Origin of the sequence: Natronomonas sp. (assembly GCF_047616845.1) — an archaeon.
Classification (GTDB): domain Archaea; phylum Halobacteriota; class Halobacteria; order Halobacteriales; family Haloarculaceae; genus Natronomonas.
Map to the genome: position 1 here is coordinate 20,653 of NZ_JBLGBY010000007.1, position 17,099 is coordinate 37,751.

A 17,099-nucleotide genomic window follows, 5' to 3' on the forward strand; every position below is an offset into this window, starting at 1 on the left:
CGCCACGGTACGGTTCCGGCGTCTTTGGGCTTTCGCGTCCGGCAGTCCCTTCTGGATGTTCGGCCGCCCGCTCAGGACTCGACCTCGAGTTCGTTGACCGTGATGTGCATGAAGGTGACCCGGGGGTCGTCGGGGTTTGCAGCCTCGACGGCCGTCAGGTCTTCGAGCGCCTCGTCGTAGTGGATGCGGGTCGGCCCGCTCCCCTCGTCCATGCTCGACACCTGTGCCACGATAGCACCGGCGATGGTCGACCCGACGATGTCGACTTCGCCGTCCGAGTCGCGGCCGCCGGGAGCGTAGAGGACGCCCGTGAACTCCGAGCCCGATTGAATGTCGGCGTCGACGGTCGGCGGCCCGTAGAGCCAAAACTGCGTCGAGTTATACGTTCGGCTCCCGTCGACGACCCGAACCGTGGCGCCGTTGTCGAGGTCGATATCGCCATCACCGTCGTCGCCGACGTCAGCGAACGTCCGAACGACACCGTCGCCTTTGACGGTGATGGTCGTTCCATCGAGGTGGACGTTGCCGCCGACAGCCAGTTCGATGTCGCCGTTCGACGTGTCGAGGACGAGTTCCTGATTGCCCGAATCGGCCATCTCGATGGACTCAAGATAATACCGACCCGTCCCGAGCGTGATGGTGTCCGTACCCGACCAGTCGAGTCGTCGGTTGTCGATGGCGGCCGTCTCGTTGTTGTCGTTGCGGGCCTCGATATCCCGGAGTTTGTCGGCAACGAGGTCACCCACCGGCGACGGCTGCGGAACGGTCATGCTGGTGTTTTTCACCTCGCCACGCACCTGGTCTTCGTTCTCGGGCGCGACACAGTCCGGATTCCCCTGCGCACATAAAGCGTCGCCGCGGAGTTCCGGCTGGTCGCTGTCGAACTCGATATTGTCGCCGGCCACGACATCACCGGCCACCTTGACGTTGCCGCTGTTGAACGTCACCTGGCCCGTCGAGACGATACGACCGTTGTTGTCGGCCATCGTGTAGCTGGTGTCCGGCGTCTCGCCCGCCGCGGAGTTATACGAGTTCACGCGAACGTTGTTGTCCAAGTCCATCTCCGTTCCCGCACCGGTCGAGACGACGCCGCCTGAGACCTGCGGGGAGTCGACGGGCGTCACCAACTGAATCGTCGCCGTCCGGGCATCATGGTCATAGCTGACGGTGCCCTCGGTTCTGTCCTCGAAGAAACGGCCCCACGCCTCGTAGTACCGGCTCTGGACGGTCACGTTGACGCCGCCTTCTTGCAGCGGGAGGGCGAACCCTGTCACCTCGGAGTAGCCAGCGTGCCGCACCGTGACTGATTCAGCGCCGCCGCTCAACGATTCGCTAGCGTCGAGCCGGACGATAGGCAGCGTCAGCGTCGTATCGCGGTAGTGGAACTCCGGCGGCGACACCATCGTCGCGCCGCCGCTTCGCTCCTGCCAGACGCCGCCGCCCTGGTAGGCGACGCGGTCACCGTTGACGTCGTAGGTGAACGCCCCGAGCGATTCGTTGACCAGTACCGTCTCGCCGGAGGTGTTCTCCATGGTGACCCGCATCCACCCCGACGACCGCGTATCAAGTGTACCGCCGCCGGTGTTCCCGAACTGGATGCGGGCGCTGTCGGCGTTGCCCAACACGACTGCCGACGCCCGACTATCGAACTGCGTCATCGCCGTCGTCGCTCGATCCACGTCAGCCGACTGTTCGAGGTCGGTTACCGCCGACCCGCCGAACAGCGCGATGGCGGAGATGCCAGCGAAAACCATGCCGATGAGCAGAACCGTCCCGATAACCGACGACTGTCCCCGCTCCCCGGCGATGAAAGATGGCCGAATCATTCAAAGATACTCCATAGTATGGGCTCTCGTCGGATAAACACCGCAAGGCAGCTTCGCGCTGTGAAGATGCCGCCCGTGATTGCGGCCCTCACGGAGCTCTTTCGACCGCCAGCGCGCCATCACAACAGCCGTCTGGGTCGCGCTACGATCCGAGCGTCTCCCGAGCCGCTTCGAACGCCTCGTCGGCGTCGGCGCCGGCCACCGCGTCGCCGAGAACGAGCCGCTGACGCGGCCGCCCGATGTCCGACGGAATCTTCTCCGTGTCGACGAGGTCGTGGGCCTCGAGCTGCTGTTTCTCTCGTGAGAACTTCGCCCTGCTTGCGACATCCTCGGATTCGCCCCACAGGCCGAGTTCGTAGAACTGCACCTCGTGGGCGGCGCCGACGAGCAGCGTCAGCCGAACCGGGTCGAGCTCTCGGCTGGCCCGTTCCTCTACGGCCTGCTCGAAGAGGCGCTCCGTGTCGCCCCGCACCGACTCGCCGAGACGCTCTTCGAGCGTCGACAGCATCCTCGAGTAGGCAGGTGCTCGAACCGAGAAATCCTCCGCCTCGGCCCACCGGTCTGTGAACGCGTCACGGGCAGCCTCGACACGCTCCGCTTCCGCCTCAGCCTCGAGCGTCGTCACGACCGACCCCGCGACGGCCGCGAGCCCGACAATGGATTCGGCGCCGACCAGAAGCGTCGTGAACGGTGCCGCCGAATCGACCGACCGAACCTCGAGGACACTCTCGTCCATCACGGCAGCGGTTTTCGATGCGACGACGAACGCGTTCCGAACCTCTCGAGCCGTCCGCTCGTCGACGAGCAATCTGACATCAGCGTCGGGCGCCGTCGACTCCAGCACCGAAACGATGGCCGCGACATCGTCGAGCGCCGAAGCGGTGAGGTACGCGTCATCCGAAAGCTGTGTGAGGAGTTCCGAAACCGCCTCCTCGCGTGCCGATATATTGTCCCTGCCGTCCATAGAGAAAAATCAGGCTGATCCGAAATAAAGCCGATGGCCACGCCTCGACGCCGAATACTCGTCTCAGGCCGAGTCGATATCCGAGGCGACCAAAACTTTGTTTTCCGTGGGGGGGCGTCAAATCATAAGGTTCAGGCACAACGGACGCGTACGGGTCGCATCACGCCTTACGAAACGGTGCTGGCGGCGGCTTCGGACACGACACGCGACCCAGGAACCCCCATATCAGATGACCGAAACTGACATCGACAACGTCGTCCTCGTGACGGTCGATTCGCTTCGAGCGGACGCGACCGGCCCCTACGACGACGCACGCCACACGCCCGTCCTGGACGGCCTCGCCGACAGTGGCACAGTCTTCGAACACGCCTTCGCGACGGGCAACTGGACGCCCTTCTCGTTCCCGGGCATCCTCGCCTCGCGGCCAGCGTTCGCCGACAACGGCACCATCGGCGTCGAGGAATCGCAGACGCTCGCCGAGACGCTTTCCTCGGCCGGCATCGAGACGGGCGGGTTCAACGCGGCCAACAGCTTCCTGACGACCCACTGGGGGTACGACGACGGGTTCAACGCTTTCGGATCGTTCGTCGCCGAGGTCGGTTCGACCATCTACAGTCGCTATCTCGCAGCCCATCCGACCGTCGAAGGGTGGATTCAACTCGCCACCTCCCCGTTCAGGCGGCTTTCGGCGAAACTCCGCGGCAACACCGACGAACTCCCCTTCCTCGACACCTCGCGGATGCTCGACGTCGAACGGAACGCCCAGTCGTTCATCGAAGACACCGACGAGCCGTTCTTCCTGTGGGTGCATTTCATGGACGCCCACACGCCGTACGTCCCCGCGCCACGATACGTCCGCGAAGTCTCGGAGTCACGACTCGGCACCCACCGGATGCTTTTGGCCCACACCCGTACCGGCCTCGGTCTGGAGGTCAACGACCGGACGCTCGAGGACTTGCGAACGCTGTATCAGGGCGCGGTTCGGCAGATCGACGCCAGCATCGGTCGGCTGCTCGAAACCATCGAAACAGCCGGCGTCGACGACGAAACCGCCGTCATCGTCGCTGGCGACCACGGCGAGGAGTTCCAAGACCATGGCCACCTCGCCCACTATCCGAAACTCTACGACGAACTCATCCACGTCCCGCTCATCGTGGACGTGCCGGGCGCCGACTCTCAGCGTATCGAGTCCGCCGTCGGGCTCGATGCCCTCCCGCCGACGGTGTGTGACCTCTTCGGCATCGATGGCGACGAGACGTGGGCGGGCGACAGCCTCGCCTCTGCGGTCATGGATGGGGAGGCACCGCCCGATGACCCGGTCATCTCCGTGGCCGTCCGCGGCGACCGCGTCACGAGCCAGCCTATCCCCAGAGAGCTTGACGACGGCGACCTGCTCGTCAGCGCGCGCTCGACCGAGTGGACGTACATCCGAAACATCGAAACGGGCGAGGATGAACTCTACCACCGACCGAGCGACCCCGACCAGCAGGACGACCGCTCCGACGACGAGCACGACGGTGCGGTGGCACTGGCACGCGAACGGCTCCGCCCGTTGGCCATCGCCCACGGTGAATCGCTGTCAAGCGAGGGACAACCCGACGACCGCGAGGTCGATTCGGACATCGAACGACGCCTCTCCGCACTCGGCTACAAATAGATGGTACGACGGCAGCTCCGCCTGCTCGTCGAAGGGCCCGCCGCGATTCGGCTTCGGCGATTCATCGTGGTCGGCGCCGTCGCCGCCGGCATCCAGATCGTGCTCCTGTGGCTGCTGGTCGAACAGGGCGGGCTCGATTATCTCATCGCTGCCGTCTTCGCCATCGAGACGACCATCATCTTCCAGTACATCCTGAACAACGCCTGGACGTTCCACGCGAGCCGCAAGACGGGGCAGAGAGCGTATCTGTACGGCCTGTTCAAGACGAACCTCGTTCGCGGCACCGCCATCCCGATTCAGCTGGTGGTGCTGTACGGGCTCGTCAGCGGCACTACACTCCACTATATCATCGCGAACGCCGCTGGCATCGTCATCAGCGGCGTTTATCGCTACGTCCTCGATTCCCGGTGGACGTGGCGATAGGGTCAGAATCGCAGATGTGACGTCGAATCCGGCGCGTCGTCATCGCCCGAGGGGAGGCGACAGCGACATACCGGTCACGCCGACCCGTCGGTCAGCGAGAACGTCATCGGAAGACGACCAAAACAAAGGTAAACGGCGGTTACAGCGTCCCGTTCGTCACGGTATCGATGATGCCACCGTCGTCATTCGGGGTATCGATGATGCCACCGTCGTCATCCGAGGGGAACACTGGTGTCGGGGTCGGGGTCGCTGTCGGCGCCGGTGTCGGCTCCGGTGTCGAGGTCGCTGTCGGCGCCGGCGTCGAGGTCGCCGTCGACCTGTCCGATGATGACCCGCTCGTGGAATCCGACGTCGGTTCGGGCGTTGCTGTCGCGGTCGGGGTCGCGGTTGCTGTCGGTGTGGCCGTTGCCGTCGCGGTTGCTGTCGCGGTCGATGCCTGCGTCGGCGTCTGTGTCGCGGTGTCGTTCCCGGCGGCAGCGGCCGATTCGGGGGTCGCCGTGCTCGTAGCGTCGCCGACGGAGTCGACGCCCATAGGGATGGGCATCGCCGCCGCGAAGAAGCTGATCAGGACGAGCATCACGACGACGCCGACGACTGTTGCCGTCGTTCGCTGGTACAGCGCGTACCGGCTCGGCGAGCCGCTGGTCGGTTCGTCGTCCTCGTCGTCGACTGTCGCCCCGGCCGTGAGCGTCGATTCGGTGGGCTGTGAGGAGCCGCGACCGAACGTCGAGTCGTCGGCGCTCGCGCCCATGTGTTGCATCCGCTCGTCCGTCCGGCGCTTGGTGTCGGCCTTCTCGTCGGCTTCGTCGGCCGCGTCCGGTTCGTCGTCGGGCGCGTCTGTCGGCTCGTCGGCGGTGGCCTCGGTATCGGCGCCGTCCACCGGTGCCTCAGTGTCGGCGTCCGCATCGACCTCGCCGTTGATGACCGACGAGACGAGCGATGCGGGGTCGTCGTCCGTCTCGGCATCCTCGCTCGGAGCGGTGAGGTCGGTGTCTTTGACCGCCTCCGCAACCTCGCTGTCACTGGCTTCGGCAGCCGAGTCGTTGGTGGCACTGACCGCTTCCGCAACGTCGGTATCGCTGGCTTCGGTTGCCGGCTCGAACTCCGACGGCTCGCTCTCTTCCTGAGCATCGGGTTCCGCCGACTCCCCGTCGTCGCGGTCACTGACGTACTCGAATGGGTCGTCCGGATCGCTTGCTGTGGCCGTCGTGGAGGCTGCTGCGGTCTCCTCGGTATCCTTGCTAGCCCCCTCGCTGGCCTCCTCGCTGGCCGCTCCATCGGCTTCGGCAGCCGCGTCCGGAGCATGCCCGAGGTCGGCTGCGGTCACGCGGTCGTCGAAAAGCGACGTCAACACGCTCAGCACCTGCTCTTCGTGGGCCGCAGGTGTGATGTGGAAGTGACCGCGAGCGCCGGCGTGCTCGAACTTCGAGGTGATCTCGTTGAGGAACTGGAAGACGCGGTTGGAGTCGACGTACTGGAGGAGCGCGGTGACCGATTCGAAGCAAACGACGGTTCGCTTGCCGTCGCCGCTCCAGTTGGAGAGGAGCTCCGAGATGGCGATGCCGACGCCGGTGAGGTCGCTGGGGTCGGAGATGCGGCGCACCGCCGGCCCGCCGTTGGAGCCGACTCGCTCGCCGCCACCGGAGCCACCCATCTCGACGCTCACGATGCCGATGTTCGCCGGCGGCGCCTCGGCATGGCGCTTCCAGGCGTCGAGCCGCTCGCGGGCGGATTTGGTGAACGTAACGAAGAGGACGTCCACCGCCTCGGGGTCGTCGACGCCGAGGCGGTTCATACAGGCCGCTTCATCGCAGTCGGCGTGCTCGCCGGTCTGGAAGAGCACGTTCTCCGGCCCTGGTGTTGGTTTGTCCATACGTATTCACCCGTGGAACCGGCTGGCTGTTGGCCAGCACGCCCCCTAATTACCCGAGAGTTGTCAGTCCATCATATAGTAGCTGTACCATATTTCGGGCCCCGAAACGACCGAAAGATAATTACGCGTGCGCGGGTCGAACGCTGGCAAAATCGAGGGGTTCGTGGCTCAAAACGCAGCCGGATTCAGCCGACTGCGCTCGGTTCAGACGGGTCGGTCGGTGCTCGTGGCTCAGAGTTCACCGATTGGGTCGGCGGCGCCGTCGAAGTACCGCTCCGCGACGTGCTCTGCGGTGCGGAGGGCAAGCGCCTGTCCGGAATGCGTCGGGTTCGCGCCGCCGACGCCGTTCGGCAGCGCCGAGTGGTCGGCGACGAACAGCCGGTCGACATCGTAGGCCTCACCGCCCGTATCGAGCACCTTGCCCATCGCCATCGAGGACTGCATATGCAGGAGGATGGGCGCGGCGTCGGTGCGGTGGATGTGCTCTGCGCCGGCTTCATCGAGCACCTCGGCGGCCCGTCGCGCGAGGGCGTCGCGCCGCGCGTCGTCGTCGGGATGGGCTTCCCACTCGACGAGCGGCACCGGGCCGTGTTCGTCCTCGGTCGCTTCGTCCACGGAGACGCCGTTTGCCTGCCGCGGCCGGTCGTCGGTGTGACAGATGAGCGTCAGCGTCCGGCGGTAATCGGCCATCTGCTCTTTGAGCTTCTGGCCCGCGAGCCGTCCCTTGGTGTCCCACGGCTCGCCAGCGGTGTCGCGGTCGAAATGCCAGTCGCCCTGCCCGGCCGCGTAGTGGGCCATCGCGGTGACGCCGGGCGCGAAGGTGTTGACGGCGATGCCGCCCTTTCCGGGGACGTCGAGGCGGGCGCCCGCGGCCTGCCCCTGGTGCGGTTCGATAGCGCGCTGGCCGATGAGGGCTTCGAGCGTGTCGGGGTCGAACGTGCCCGCGAGGAAGTCAAACCAGTGGGTGGTCAGTCCCTTGCCGACCCAGCCGTTATCCGGGAGGTCGCTGTTGAGCCACAGCCGCGGCGTCTCGATACAGCCGGCGGCGAGGACGACCGTATCGGCGTGAATCCGTTCGGACGTTCCGGCCCACGTATCGCGGAACTCGATCCCGGTAGCCTCGATGGAGCCGGGGCCGCCTTCGGTCAGAATCTCCGTCGCGAAGGCGTTCGGCCGGATTTCGACGTGGCCGGTGTCGAACGCCCGTGGGACGAGCGAGACGTTCGAGGAGCGTTTGGCACGCTCCCGGAACGGCGCCTCGCGGGGCTGTGGCCCGCCCTGGTGTTCGTGCATCGCGAGCGTGTCGCCCTCGTAGTCCGGATAGCGATACTCGTCGTCGTCGGCTTCCTCGCCGCCGTCGCGCATCAGCCGCTCGTCGGGCTGGGTGATGGCGTTCGGGAACGGCCGGTACCCCTCTTCGACGACGTTGTAGCCGTCGTTGAGGCCGTAGCCGGCGCGGCGGGCGCCCTCGAAGAACGCCTCGCCTTTCGGCGTCGTCGGCGCCGGCCTGATGGGGTGGGCCGCCTCCAGATGCTGGTAATACGGCACCAGCGCCTCGTAGTCGATGGGCCAGTGGGGCTGGTCGTTGACGGCCGTCACGAACGCCCGTGGGTGGTTCGCGTAGTAATGCTGGGTCGTCCCGCCGACGCCGGAGAGCTGGGCAACGAGCGCCTGCTGGGGAACCGTGCGCTGCCACGGCGGCCGCTCGGAATCGGCCGGCCCCCACCGGAGTTTGCCGGTGACGGGATCGTTCATGTCGCCCTCCTTCGAGGTGAACTGCTCGTCGTACAGGTCGCCGGAGAGGTCGGCGGGAGCAGCCGAAATATCGCCGCCCGGTGCCTCGTTCGGCGCCGGCCACTCCTCGTTGCCGTAGAAGGGGCCGGCCTCCAGAATCGTCACATCGATGCCGAGTTGGCCGAGTCGCCAGGCCAGCGCCGGGCCGTCACCACCCGCACCAACCACGACGACGTCAGTTTCGCGTTCGCGCATCAGTAGTCGTTCTCCTCGAATTCGTCTACTTCGTAGCCTATCCCGACCGCGTAGCCGTCCGCCGGGCCCGGATACTCAGCCTGCTTCCAGCCGAGCGACCGTTCTTCGTCCTCCTCGGCGGTCACCTCGGAGTAGTAGGTGAACTCGATGAGAATCGGCATCGAGCTCGCGAGGAACTGGATTGCGGCGAGGCTGGTGGCGTCGAAGCGGTCGGCTGCCCGTGCGAAGACGCCCTCGTCTTCGAGCAGGCGGAGTGCGCGCAGCCGGTCTTCCTGCGACAGTCGCGAGAAGACGCCGCGGGAGAACTCCTCGTCGGGCGTGTTGAGGCCGTCAGCGGCGCGCCGTCGGACGAGCAGCTCCGTGGCGGCGATGTCCAGAAGCGTCGCGACGGCGGGGGCAAGCGGCACCGCATCGCCGGCCAGCGACGCCGCGCCGTGCGTTTCGAGGAAGTTGTTCACGCGCTCGATGACCGCCTCCTCCAGGTCGACGTCGAGGGCGCCGGGGACGTGTTCCTCGCCGCGGTCGGCCAACGCCGGCGTCTCCGGAACGATGGCGTCGACCAGTGCGGCGAACGTGCCGTGCGTGTGGCTCACTGGCGAGTCACCTCTTCCATGCGTGAGATTGCCATACGACTGCCTCCGGCGGAACTCCCGTCAACTTTGGGCCGTCTATCACGGACGACGGGGATCTCCGGAACTTACCGGAATGTGATACGTTCCGATAGCTGGCCCGGCCCAGTGCAACGTGGTGGATATAAAACGGCTGATGCATCGCCTAAATCCTCGGATTTGGCCATAACCTCTCATTTCAGAGTCTGTGTCAGTGCATACAATTTAAAATCAATTCTAATGACTTGTCTTAAATATTAAGGTATTTTTATTTACCGAGCCGTCTTACGCAAGACTGTCATGTCCGGAGACAACAACGCAGTCTCGAACTTCCTCGCAGAGCACCCGAAAATGACCGGCGTCCTGTTTACGATGATGCTGCTGCTGACGCAGGCAGGTTCGGTGGCGGCGAACGGCACCGCTACTGCGGGGCCGTAATCAGAAACAACGGTTGATTCGACTGGGATTAAATCGGCTCGTAATATTTACAGCCGTCATCCAAAGACAGGAATCTTCGGCTAGTCGGCTTTACTGGAGTGATTCAATCGAGTAGCTCCACTGGAGAGGAATAAACCGACTTCAGGCGTAGGGTCGTAGCTGTTCTCGAAGCTCTTGAACGGTTATTTCATCCGACCAGTAGAGGTTTCCTGCCCCGACGATAGGGAAGGTCGAAAGTTCAAAGAAGTCCTTAAGTCCGGGCTCATCTACAATAAACGTGTCAACCTCACCGGGTACCACGTAGTGGCAGTCACACCCTTCGAGTAGTGGGTGATACATCGCTCCAACGTCGTAGTTCCAGCTTGAGAACATCTCTACGTTTATATCGAACCGACCGTCTCCGCGAATTCTCACTCTGGCAATGTTTGGGACGGGTATATTCGACTGCGCTAATGTTGCGTTCGAGTCGCCGACGACAGCATAGCTGGAACCAGTAAACATCGTCTCTCGAATCAATCCGGTGGCGCTCCCGATGGGGAATCCGTAGTTTAGCAGGCGGGCGACGTTCTTTCCGATTTTTGTCGCAACCGAACTGATGACGTTTTCGAGGGTCACCACGCCCGCGATGGCTCCTTGGTCGACCAGCCGCTGGCCTTGCTCGTAGGACGCACAAGCGTTCAACACGAAGGTATCGGCGCCGACGCTGCCGAGTTGGTTTGCGTCCAGATATCCGTCCGAGCAGTTGAACCCCTCCGGTTCGACGTGACCGATGTAGTGGATAAAGTCGGTCTCGCGTTCGAACACGTTGGCGAGTTCGGACTGGGAAAGGCCCTGGTGGACATCGATGTCGAAATCGAGGTGTTCTCGCTTTCCGTAGATATCCGAGACGCTGGCCTCGTCGAACATCTCCTCGTCGTTGACGACGACGTCGATGCTGATGCGGGAGTTGCCTTCGGCGTGTTTCTCCAGCCGCTGTAGATACGATGTCGTGCTCGCCTTCGCGGCTCCGACGGCGAAGCCGTCGCCGACCCACGCCTGTGCCATACTGTCGGCATCCGGGAGGTGGATGACTCGTTCTCTGCTCGCGTTCTCCGAGGTCGAGTCAGGAGTAGACGACGACCGGGTGAGGACGTCACTCCCGACGTTCGACGTGCCGCCAGGAGTTCCCGCGTTGAAGACGTTCTCCGATGCTGCTTCCTTGGTCGACGCGGCGATGACCTCATCAGAGGGGCACCGGACGACGGCAAGGTCGCGTGCGAGGAACGGCATAATCGTCGCCCTGTCGGAGTCGTCTTCGACATCCGCGGTGAGGCGCCAACCCGGTCGCCCGATACGCCCGGCGAGGGTTTCGAAAGATTTGTCGAGGTCGAGATACGTTTGAACGCGTTCGGTCAGCGGCGCGTCGTACAGCCCTTCAATGTCGAGCGGGATTCCGGCGGCTTCGACGCGTCGACGGGCATCCAGTTCCACGTCGTAGAACCCTTCAGTCCGCACCGCACAGTCGAAGAGGAAGGTAAACTGGAGGATGTCGCGGACGTGCTGTTCGAACGCCTCGCGTTTGCTGTCGGCCTCGTAGCCGCCTGCCATCCCGAGCGGATAGCGTCGGTTGCCGACGTGGAGTGTGGGTGCTCCGGGCTCTACGGTCGCGCCGAGCCAGTAGGCGAGCGGGACGGCCGGGTAGAGCCACCCCTGTTCGGCGGGGATAGTGAGGCCGATTCCGTTATCCGGTGGTGGTGTGAGCCCGTCGGGTATCGCGGGCTCGTCGCCGAGTTCGAGGAGCGGTGGGTGCCCGCGGAGGGACGGCCACGTGCGCTCGGGTGACCACGTCTTCATGGCGTTGCCGAAGAGCGAGACGGCACGCATGAGGTCGGTGGGGTCGCTCGTAGTCGTGAGTGTCCGTGCGGGCTGGGAGTGTAGCGATCGGGCTCCCAGCCGGATCATGGTGTCGGCGTCGAACAGGAGGTCGACTGTGTCGTCCTTTGGAGTGAATCGGATGCTGGTATTCTCAGCGCGTGCGTAAACCTTCATTCCCATTCCCGCGAGTTCGAGCAGGTAGTCGTCACACGGGACTGTGGTCGGGGCGTCGTTCGGGTCGAATTTGTCGATAGTATTCCCATCGAGATCACGAATCCAGACCGCCAGCAGAAACGGCGTCCGAATCCGCGAGACCGTCATTTCGGTCGCGCTATCGACGGGGTAGACGAACCCCTGGGTCGGTGCGGGCGTGGGGTCGACCGACTGGTCGGTGTAGAGAATCGCCTGGACGTCTTCGACGGGGTCGCGGATGTGAACGCCCCTCTGGCCGATGAGCGATTCGAATCGGGGAACGACCGTGTCGCTCATCGGCCCCCTCCGATTCGAACGCGGCGTGATTCGGCATCCGTTGGCCGGTCGAGGGGGCCGACAGTCAGCGAGTGCTCGCCCCTGGCAAACGACTTCGGACGAAAGGACGAGCGTGTCGCGACGACCGACGAACCAGTCATGGATTGACAGTTCCGTGCTATCTCATTAAAAAGATTGCGAGCGTTTCGGCGACGTGACGTTTAGGAGTACAAAACAGTGGCGTGTTTTATTATCCCTGAACGCGGAGACAACCAACATGGATGAGGAGTGCTGTATCAACTGTGGGGCCGACGACGCCGATACCTACGAGTTGCTGGTTCGAAACACGAATCACGACGAGGTACCGCTGTGTGATGGCTGCTACGAGGCGATTCAGCAGGAACTGGCCGCCGGCGAGCGGCCGTAACGCGCGGCCGCCGCGCCGTGTCGGCCGTAACGCGCGGCCGCCGCGCCGTGTCGGCCGTAACGCGCGGCCGCCGCGCCGTGTCGGCCGGATGACCTAACCATGGACGATTCGATTCAGGTATTACACGTCGACGACGACGACGCCTTCCGAGACTTGGCGGCGGAATTTCTGGAGCGGGCCGACGAGTCGATAACCGTTCTCAGCGAGTCGGATCCAACGGCGGTTCCGGCGTACATCGAGGCCGAACACGTCGATTGTATCGTCAGCGACTTCGATATGCCCGAATGTGACGGGCTGGAACTCTGCGAGGGGATACGTCGCGACTACCCCGAATTCCCGTTCGTCCTGTTTACCAACCGAACGGGCGAGGAAATCGTCGAGCGGGCGATGTCCGCGGGTGCGACCGACTACATCCCCAAGGAGACGGGCACCCACCACTACAAACTGCTCGCAAACCGCATCACGCTCGCCGTGACGCGGTATCAGGCGCTTAGCCACCTCGGCGAAATCGACGAATTGCCGGGCGGGCGGGCGGCCTCCGAGACGCCGCTGGACGGTTAGGCTTCGGTGTCGAGTGACGACATCGCCGCGCCAGCACCGGCGGCGACGAGCGTCCCGACGGCACACATGAGCAAACCGGGTGTGAACGAACCCGTAAGCTCCCGAAGCGAGCCGATGATGACCGGACCCAGGAAGCCGCCGATTTCGCCAACTGCGAAGACGATGCCGACCGCAGTGCCGGTCAGTTCGGGCCCGATGCCTTCCAGTTCGACCGGGATGGCCCTGATAAGGGGTGAGAGCCCGCCCATTCCGAAGCCGACGAGCATGACGGGCGCGACGAGCAGGAGGACGAGACCGGGTTCGGTCAGCAGGCCGAGGACGCCCGCGCAGGCGAGGCCGCCGCAGACGATTAGCGCCTCGCGGGTGCGGTCGAGTCGTTCTGCGAGGGCGGGAACTGAAAGGACGCCGATGACCTGCCCGACGACGAGGAGGCTGGTGACGCTGCCCGCGAGCTCCGGTGAGACGCCGCGCGTTTCGAGGATGGTGACGAGCCACCCCTGCACGCCGTGGAGAACGAGCAGGTACATCGTCCCGAGGACGACGAGCAATCGGAGGTCACGGTGGCCGAGGACGGCGCGGAGGTCATCAGTCAGCGACGCGAGCGTGAGCGCCTCGTCGGTGTCGGTTTCGTGGCTGCCGGGGGGAACGTACCACGCGGCGGCTGCCCAGACGGCCGCGACGACGAGCGTTCCGAGTCCGCTCGCGAGAAAGAGGGGGCGCCACCCACCGAGTGCCGGGCCGATGATGGGTCGGCCGAGCGCGAACGCCGCGGCGCTGCCGGCGTACGAACAGACCAGATACACGGACGCCGCCCGCCCCGCACGTTCGGCGGGGTACAGTTCCGAGGCGAGTTTCGGCATGCCGAAGGTGATGCCCGTCGCGCCGATGCCCATCACGAGCGTCAGCGCCAGCATCGAGGGGAAGGTGGCGGTGACCGACCGACCCACCTGCCCGAGGCCGGCGAAGGCGATGCCGGCACCGATGCCCGTCCGGGCGCCGAGGCGGTCGACGATGAGGCCGCTCACCAGTCCAATTGGAATGTAGGTGAGCGGCACCGCACCCGCCAAAATTCCCGCCTGCGTGCCCGTCAGGCCTAACTCCTCGATGATCGGCTGGAGGTACGCAGGCAGTGCGAACCAGACGAACAGCAACGCACCGTAGCCGAGCCCGCCCAGCACCAACAACGCCGCCGTCTCGACGGATGACGGCACCTCATCGCTCATGGTTCGACGTAGCGGCGCGCGGCCGGAAGAATCCGACGGCTTCGAGCCGGCGGCTCAGAGTTCGATGGCTTCGCAGTCCTCGGGTATCGTCACGCCGTCGACGGCCTCGCGCAACTCCGCCCGCGTGAGCAGGCAGTGGGTGGGCGTATTAACCGCTCCCGTTCCGGCAGGCCACTCCGGCGCTGGCCGTCACGAACGGCGACGGCGCGTCGCCATCGAGAACCGACCGGAGGGCGGGTCGACGGTGACGCTCGAACTCTCGACCGAGGAGTCTGAACCGGCCGACAGTTGAACGCTCGTTCCGAGAAGGAAGATTTACCGCCGGTGAACAACTGATGCCGTTGATGGCGAATCTCGTTACTGATATCGAAGAGACAGTCGCGGCGTCGCCGGACGCCACGGCCATCGGATACGACGGACAGAAGATCACCTACGAGGAGTTCTGGATCCAGACCGGGCAGTTCGCGCAGGCGCTTGCCGACGCCGGCGTCGAGCCCGGCGACCGCGTGGGCGTCTATCTGCCGAACCTCCCGCAGTACGTGATTGCCTTCCACGGCATCCTGCGGGCCGGCGGTATCGTCGTCCCGATGAATCCCCAGTACAAATCCCGTGAGATCAAGCATCTGCTCGGCGACAGCAGCGCCGTCGCCGTCGTCACGCTCGCCGATCTCGTCCCGCAGGTGCAGGAGGTGCAGGACGACACCGATGTCCACACGATCATCAGCGTCGGCGGCGACGCCGAGGGCGCAACCGAGTTCGGCGCCTTCCTCGCCGACGACACGCTCGAACCGGTCGACCGCGACGACGATGACGTGGCCTGTCAGCCCTACACCTCGGGGACGACGGGCACGCCGAAGGGCGTGCTCCTGACGCACCGGAATCTCGCCTTCGAGGCGCGGGCCTCCCCCGCGGTTCACGACGGCATCCGCGCCGACGACAAGATGCTCGGCGTCCTGCCGCTGTTCCACATCTACGGCATGACGGTCACGATGCTGGCGACCCTCTACGAGGGCGGCAGCTTCTGGCCGATGGCCGAGTGGGACGCGTCGGCAGCCCTCGAACTTATCGAAAGCGAGGAGCTCACCATCGTCCACGGCGTCCCCGCGATGTACAACGACGTGGTGAACCACCCCGACGCCGACGACTACGACCTCGGCACCGTCCGGTTCGCCAACGCCGGCGGCTCCAGTCTCCCGCTTGAGGTCATGCGGCGTTTCGAGGAGCTGTTCGAGCCGCGACTGCTGGAAGGGTACGGCCTCACCGAGACGGCGCCGGTCACCCACGCCAACCGCCCCGACGACCGCCGCCCCGGCTCCATCGGGAAGCCGCTCCCCGGCGTCGAATCGAAGGTCGTCGACCACAACTTCGAGGAGGTCGCCCCCGTCCCAGAGGGGCCGGTCGACGACGAAACCGAACTCGACGAAGTCGTCGGCGAAATCGTCATCTCCGGGCCGAACGTGATGAAGCAGTACTACAACCGTCCCGAAGCCAACCAGGAGGCGTTCACCGACGAGGAGGACGGCGAGGCGCAAGACGGCACCCGGTGGTTCCACACCGGCGACCTCGGCTACTACGACGAGGACGGCTTCTTCTACATCGTCGACCGCGAGAAGCACATGATCGTCAGCGGCGGGTACAACATCTATCCCCGCGAGGTCGAGGAGTTGCTCTTCGAACACCCCGACGTGGCCGACGCCGCTGTCGTCGGCGTCCCCGACGAGCGCCGCGGCGAGACCGTTACCGCGTTCGTCGTCAAACAGCCCGACTCGGACGTGACCGCCGAGGGACTCAAGCAGTACTGTCTCGACAACCTCGCCGAGTACAAACACCCCCGCGAGGTCAACTTCGTCGACGAACTGCCGCGGACGACGACCGGCAAAGTCCAGAAGTTCGAACTCGAGGATTTCGAGTAAGGACATCCCGGTCACCCTTCATTCCCGCAACCGGACGGATACGCCCGCATAGCCGCAGTTTTCACACGACAGCGTCGTTCGCCCGCCGAGCGAGTACGCCGACAGCGTCGCGCCACACCGAGGACAGGGGTCGCCCGGCGCCGCGCGGGCGTTCGTGACGCCGGCGACGACGAGCCGGACGCGGACGCCATCGCCGAGCTCTGGGGCGACCGCGCCGCCCCAGATGACGTGGGCATCGGGGCCGACGCGACCCCGGACGGCCGTGACCGCGTCGCTGACGTCCTCGACGCTCATCGCCGGGCCGCCGACGAGGTCGACGAGGACGCCGCTTGCGGGGTCAGTTTCGACGCCCGCCGGGAGCGAGGTGAACGCTTCCGCGACCGCATCGGCCGGCGAGCCGCGGTCGCTCGTGCCGACGCCGAGGGCCGCGAGGTCGACATCAGCGAGGACGGTTCGGGCGTCTGCGAGGTCGAGATTGACGAAGCCGGGGTCACGAACGACGGAGACGAACGTAGCAACGGCGTCGGTCAGCGACTCGGTATCGGTACTCGGCGTGAGGACGACCGCATCCACCAGCCCACCGAGTGTTTCGAGCAGTTCCCGCTCATCGGGCGTTGGCCGGGCCGGCAGCGAAACGACCGCGATACTGAGCGGGACGGCAGGAACCTCCTCGGAATCGGGGAGCGAAGAATCTGGTGCCGACCCATCGACCGCGAGGACGACGGCGTCGGGGTCGGCCGCCTCGTCGGTGGCCGGCACCGGCCGGTCGGACACGCGGTCGACGGCCACAGCGCCCGTCGGGCCGGCGCCGACGACCAGCACCGACTCGCCGAGCGACTCGGCGGCGAGTCGGAGTTCCTCGTCGGTCGTCATCA

At 65.2% G+C, this 17,099-nt stretch carries 15 protein-coding genes; 7 read left to right on the plus strand and 8 right to left on the minus strand.

Annotated features, from left to right (window positions below; genetic code table 11):
• Positions 1-71: 71 nt before the first annotated feature.
• Both ACI8UR_RS02600 and ACI8UR_RS02605 read right to left on the minus strand, forming a co-directional pair.
• Positions 72-1,826 carry an archaellin/type IV pilin N-terminal domain-containing protein gene (locus tag ACI8UR_RS02600; protein WP_411714609.1) on the minus strand — a complete coding sequence of 585 codons (1,755 nt, stop codon included), beginning with the start codon at positions 1,824-1,826 and terminating at the stop codon, positions 72-74.
• A gap of 142 nt (positions 1,827-1,968) precedes the next feature.
• On the minus strand, positions 1,969-2,790 hold the full coding sequence (locus tag ACI8UR_RS02605) for a transcriptional regulator TbsP domain-containing protein (protein WP_411714610.1): 822 nt from the start codon (positions 2,788-2,790) through the stop codon (positions 1,969-1,971).
• A 229-nt stretch (positions 2,791-3,019) separates the two neighbouring features.
• Here ACI8UR_RS02605 and ACI8UR_RS02610 point away from each other — a divergent pair, with 229 nt between their 5' ends.
• Together ACI8UR_RS02610 and ACI8UR_RS02615 are read left to right on the plus strand one after the other, a co-directional pair.
• Positions 3,020-4,447 carry a sulfatase gene (locus tag ACI8UR_RS02610; RefSeq protein ID WP_411714611.1) on the plus strand — a complete coding sequence of 476 codons (1,428 nt, stop codon included), beginning with the start codon at positions 3,020-3,022 and terminating at the stop codon, positions 4,445-4,447.
• Positions 4,448-4,870, plus strand: a complete 423-nt coding sequence (locus tag ACI8UR_RS02615; RefSeq protein WP_411714612.1) for a GtrA family protein — start codon at positions 4,448-4,450, stop codon at positions 4,868-4,870.
• A gap of 139 nt (positions 4,871-5,009) precedes the next feature.
• On the opposite strand, the gene ACI8UR_RS02620 is transcribed toward ACI8UR_RS02615, so the two are convergent.
• The 3 genes from ACI8UR_RS02620 to ACI8UR_RS02630 all read right to left on the minus strand — a co-directional run bounded on the left by ACI8UR_RS02620 (position 5,010) and on the right by ACI8UR_RS02630 (position 9,325).
• Complete coding sequence (locus ACI8UR_RS02620) at positions 5,010-6,743, minus strand: hypothetical protein (protein ID WP_411714613.1); 1,734 nt, start codon at positions 6,741-6,743, stop codon at positions 5,010-5,012.
• A gap of 231 nt (positions 6,744-6,974) precedes the next feature.
• Complete coding sequence (locus ACI8UR_RS02625; RefSeq protein ID WP_411714614.1) at positions 6,975-8,732, minus strand: GMC oxidoreductase; 1,758 nt, start codon at positions 8,730-8,732, stop codon at positions 6,975-6,977.
• The gene (locus ACI8UR_RS02630; protein ID WP_411714615.1) at positions 8,732-9,325 is read right to left on the minus strand and encodes a hypothetical protein; all 594 of its coding nucleotides are present in this window, start codon (positions 9,323-9,325) and stop codon (positions 8,732-8,734) included. Before ACI8UR_RS02630 ends, ACI8UR_RS02625 begins: the two co-directional genes overlap by 1 nt.
• 315 nt (positions 9,326-9,640) lie before the next feature.
• Here ACI8UR_RS02630 and ACI8UR_RS02635 point away from each other — a divergent pair, with 315 nt between their 5' ends.
• Positions 9,641-9,778 carry a hypothetical protein gene (locus ACI8UR_RS02635; RefSeq protein WP_411714616.1) on the plus strand — a complete coding sequence of 46 codons (138 nt, stop codon included), beginning with the start codon at positions 9,641-9,643 and terminating at the stop codon, positions 9,776-9,778.
• A gap of 141 nt (positions 9,779-9,919) precedes the next feature.
• Here ACI8UR_RS02635 and ACI8UR_RS02640 read toward each other — a convergent pair whose 3' ends face one another.
• Positions 9,920-12,121: a hypothetical protein gene (locus ACI8UR_RS02640; RefSeq protein WP_411714617.1), complete on the minus strand. Its 2,202-nt coding sequence runs from the start codon at positions 12,119-12,121 to the stop codon at positions 9,920-9,922.
• Positions 12,122-12,377: 256 nt separating this feature from the next.
• On the opposite strand from ACI8UR_RS02640, the gene ACI8UR_RS02645 reads away from it, so the two are divergent.
• Positions 12,378-12,527 carry a hypothetical protein gene (locus tag ACI8UR_RS02645; RefSeq protein WP_411714618.1) on the plus strand — a complete coding sequence of 50 codons (150 nt, stop codon included), beginning with the start codon at positions 12,378-12,380 and terminating at the stop codon, positions 12,525-12,527.
• Between the two features lie 99 nt (positions 12,528-12,626).
• Entirely contained in the window at positions 12,627-13,088 is a 462-nt protein-coding gene (locus tag ACI8UR_RS02650; protein WP_411714619.1) for a response regulator, read from the plus strand.
• Here the strand turns inward: ACI8UR_RS02650 and ACI8UR_RS02655 are convergent.
• A complete protein-coding gene (locus tag ACI8UR_RS02655; RefSeq protein ID WP_411714620.1) occupies positions 13,085-14,311 on the minus strand; it encodes a CynX/NimT family MFS transporter in 1,227 nt (408 codons plus the stop codon). The two genes, ACI8UR_RS02650 and ACI8UR_RS02655, sit on opposite strands and share 4 nt — an antisense overlap.
• On the opposite strand from ACI8UR_RS02655, the gene ACI8UR_RS02660 reads away from it, so the two are divergent.
• A complete protein-coding gene (locus ACI8UR_RS02660; RefSeq protein WP_411714621.1) occupies positions 14,310-14,603 on the plus strand; it encodes a hypothetical protein in 294 nt (97 codons plus the stop codon). The two genes, ACI8UR_RS02655 and ACI8UR_RS02660, sit on opposite strands and share 2 nt — an antisense overlap.
• A 52-nt stretch (positions 14,604-14,655) precedes the next feature.
• The gene (locus tag ACI8UR_RS02665) at positions 14,656-16,224 is read left to right on the plus strand and encodes a long-chain-fatty-acid--CoA ligase (protein ID WP_415087521.1); all 1,569 of its coding nucleotides are present in this window, start codon (positions 14,656-14,658) and stop codon (positions 16,222-16,224) included.
• A gap of 18 nt (positions 16,225-16,242) precedes the next feature.
• Here the strand turns inward: ACI8UR_RS02665 and ACI8UR_RS02670 are convergent, their stop codons facing one another.
• On the minus strand, positions 16,243-17,097 hold the full coding sequence (locus ACI8UR_RS02670) for a zinc finger domain-containing protein (protein ID WP_415087522.1): 855 nt from the start codon (positions 17,095-17,097) through the stop codon (positions 16,243-16,245).
• Positions 17,098-17,099: the final 2 nt, after the last annotated feature.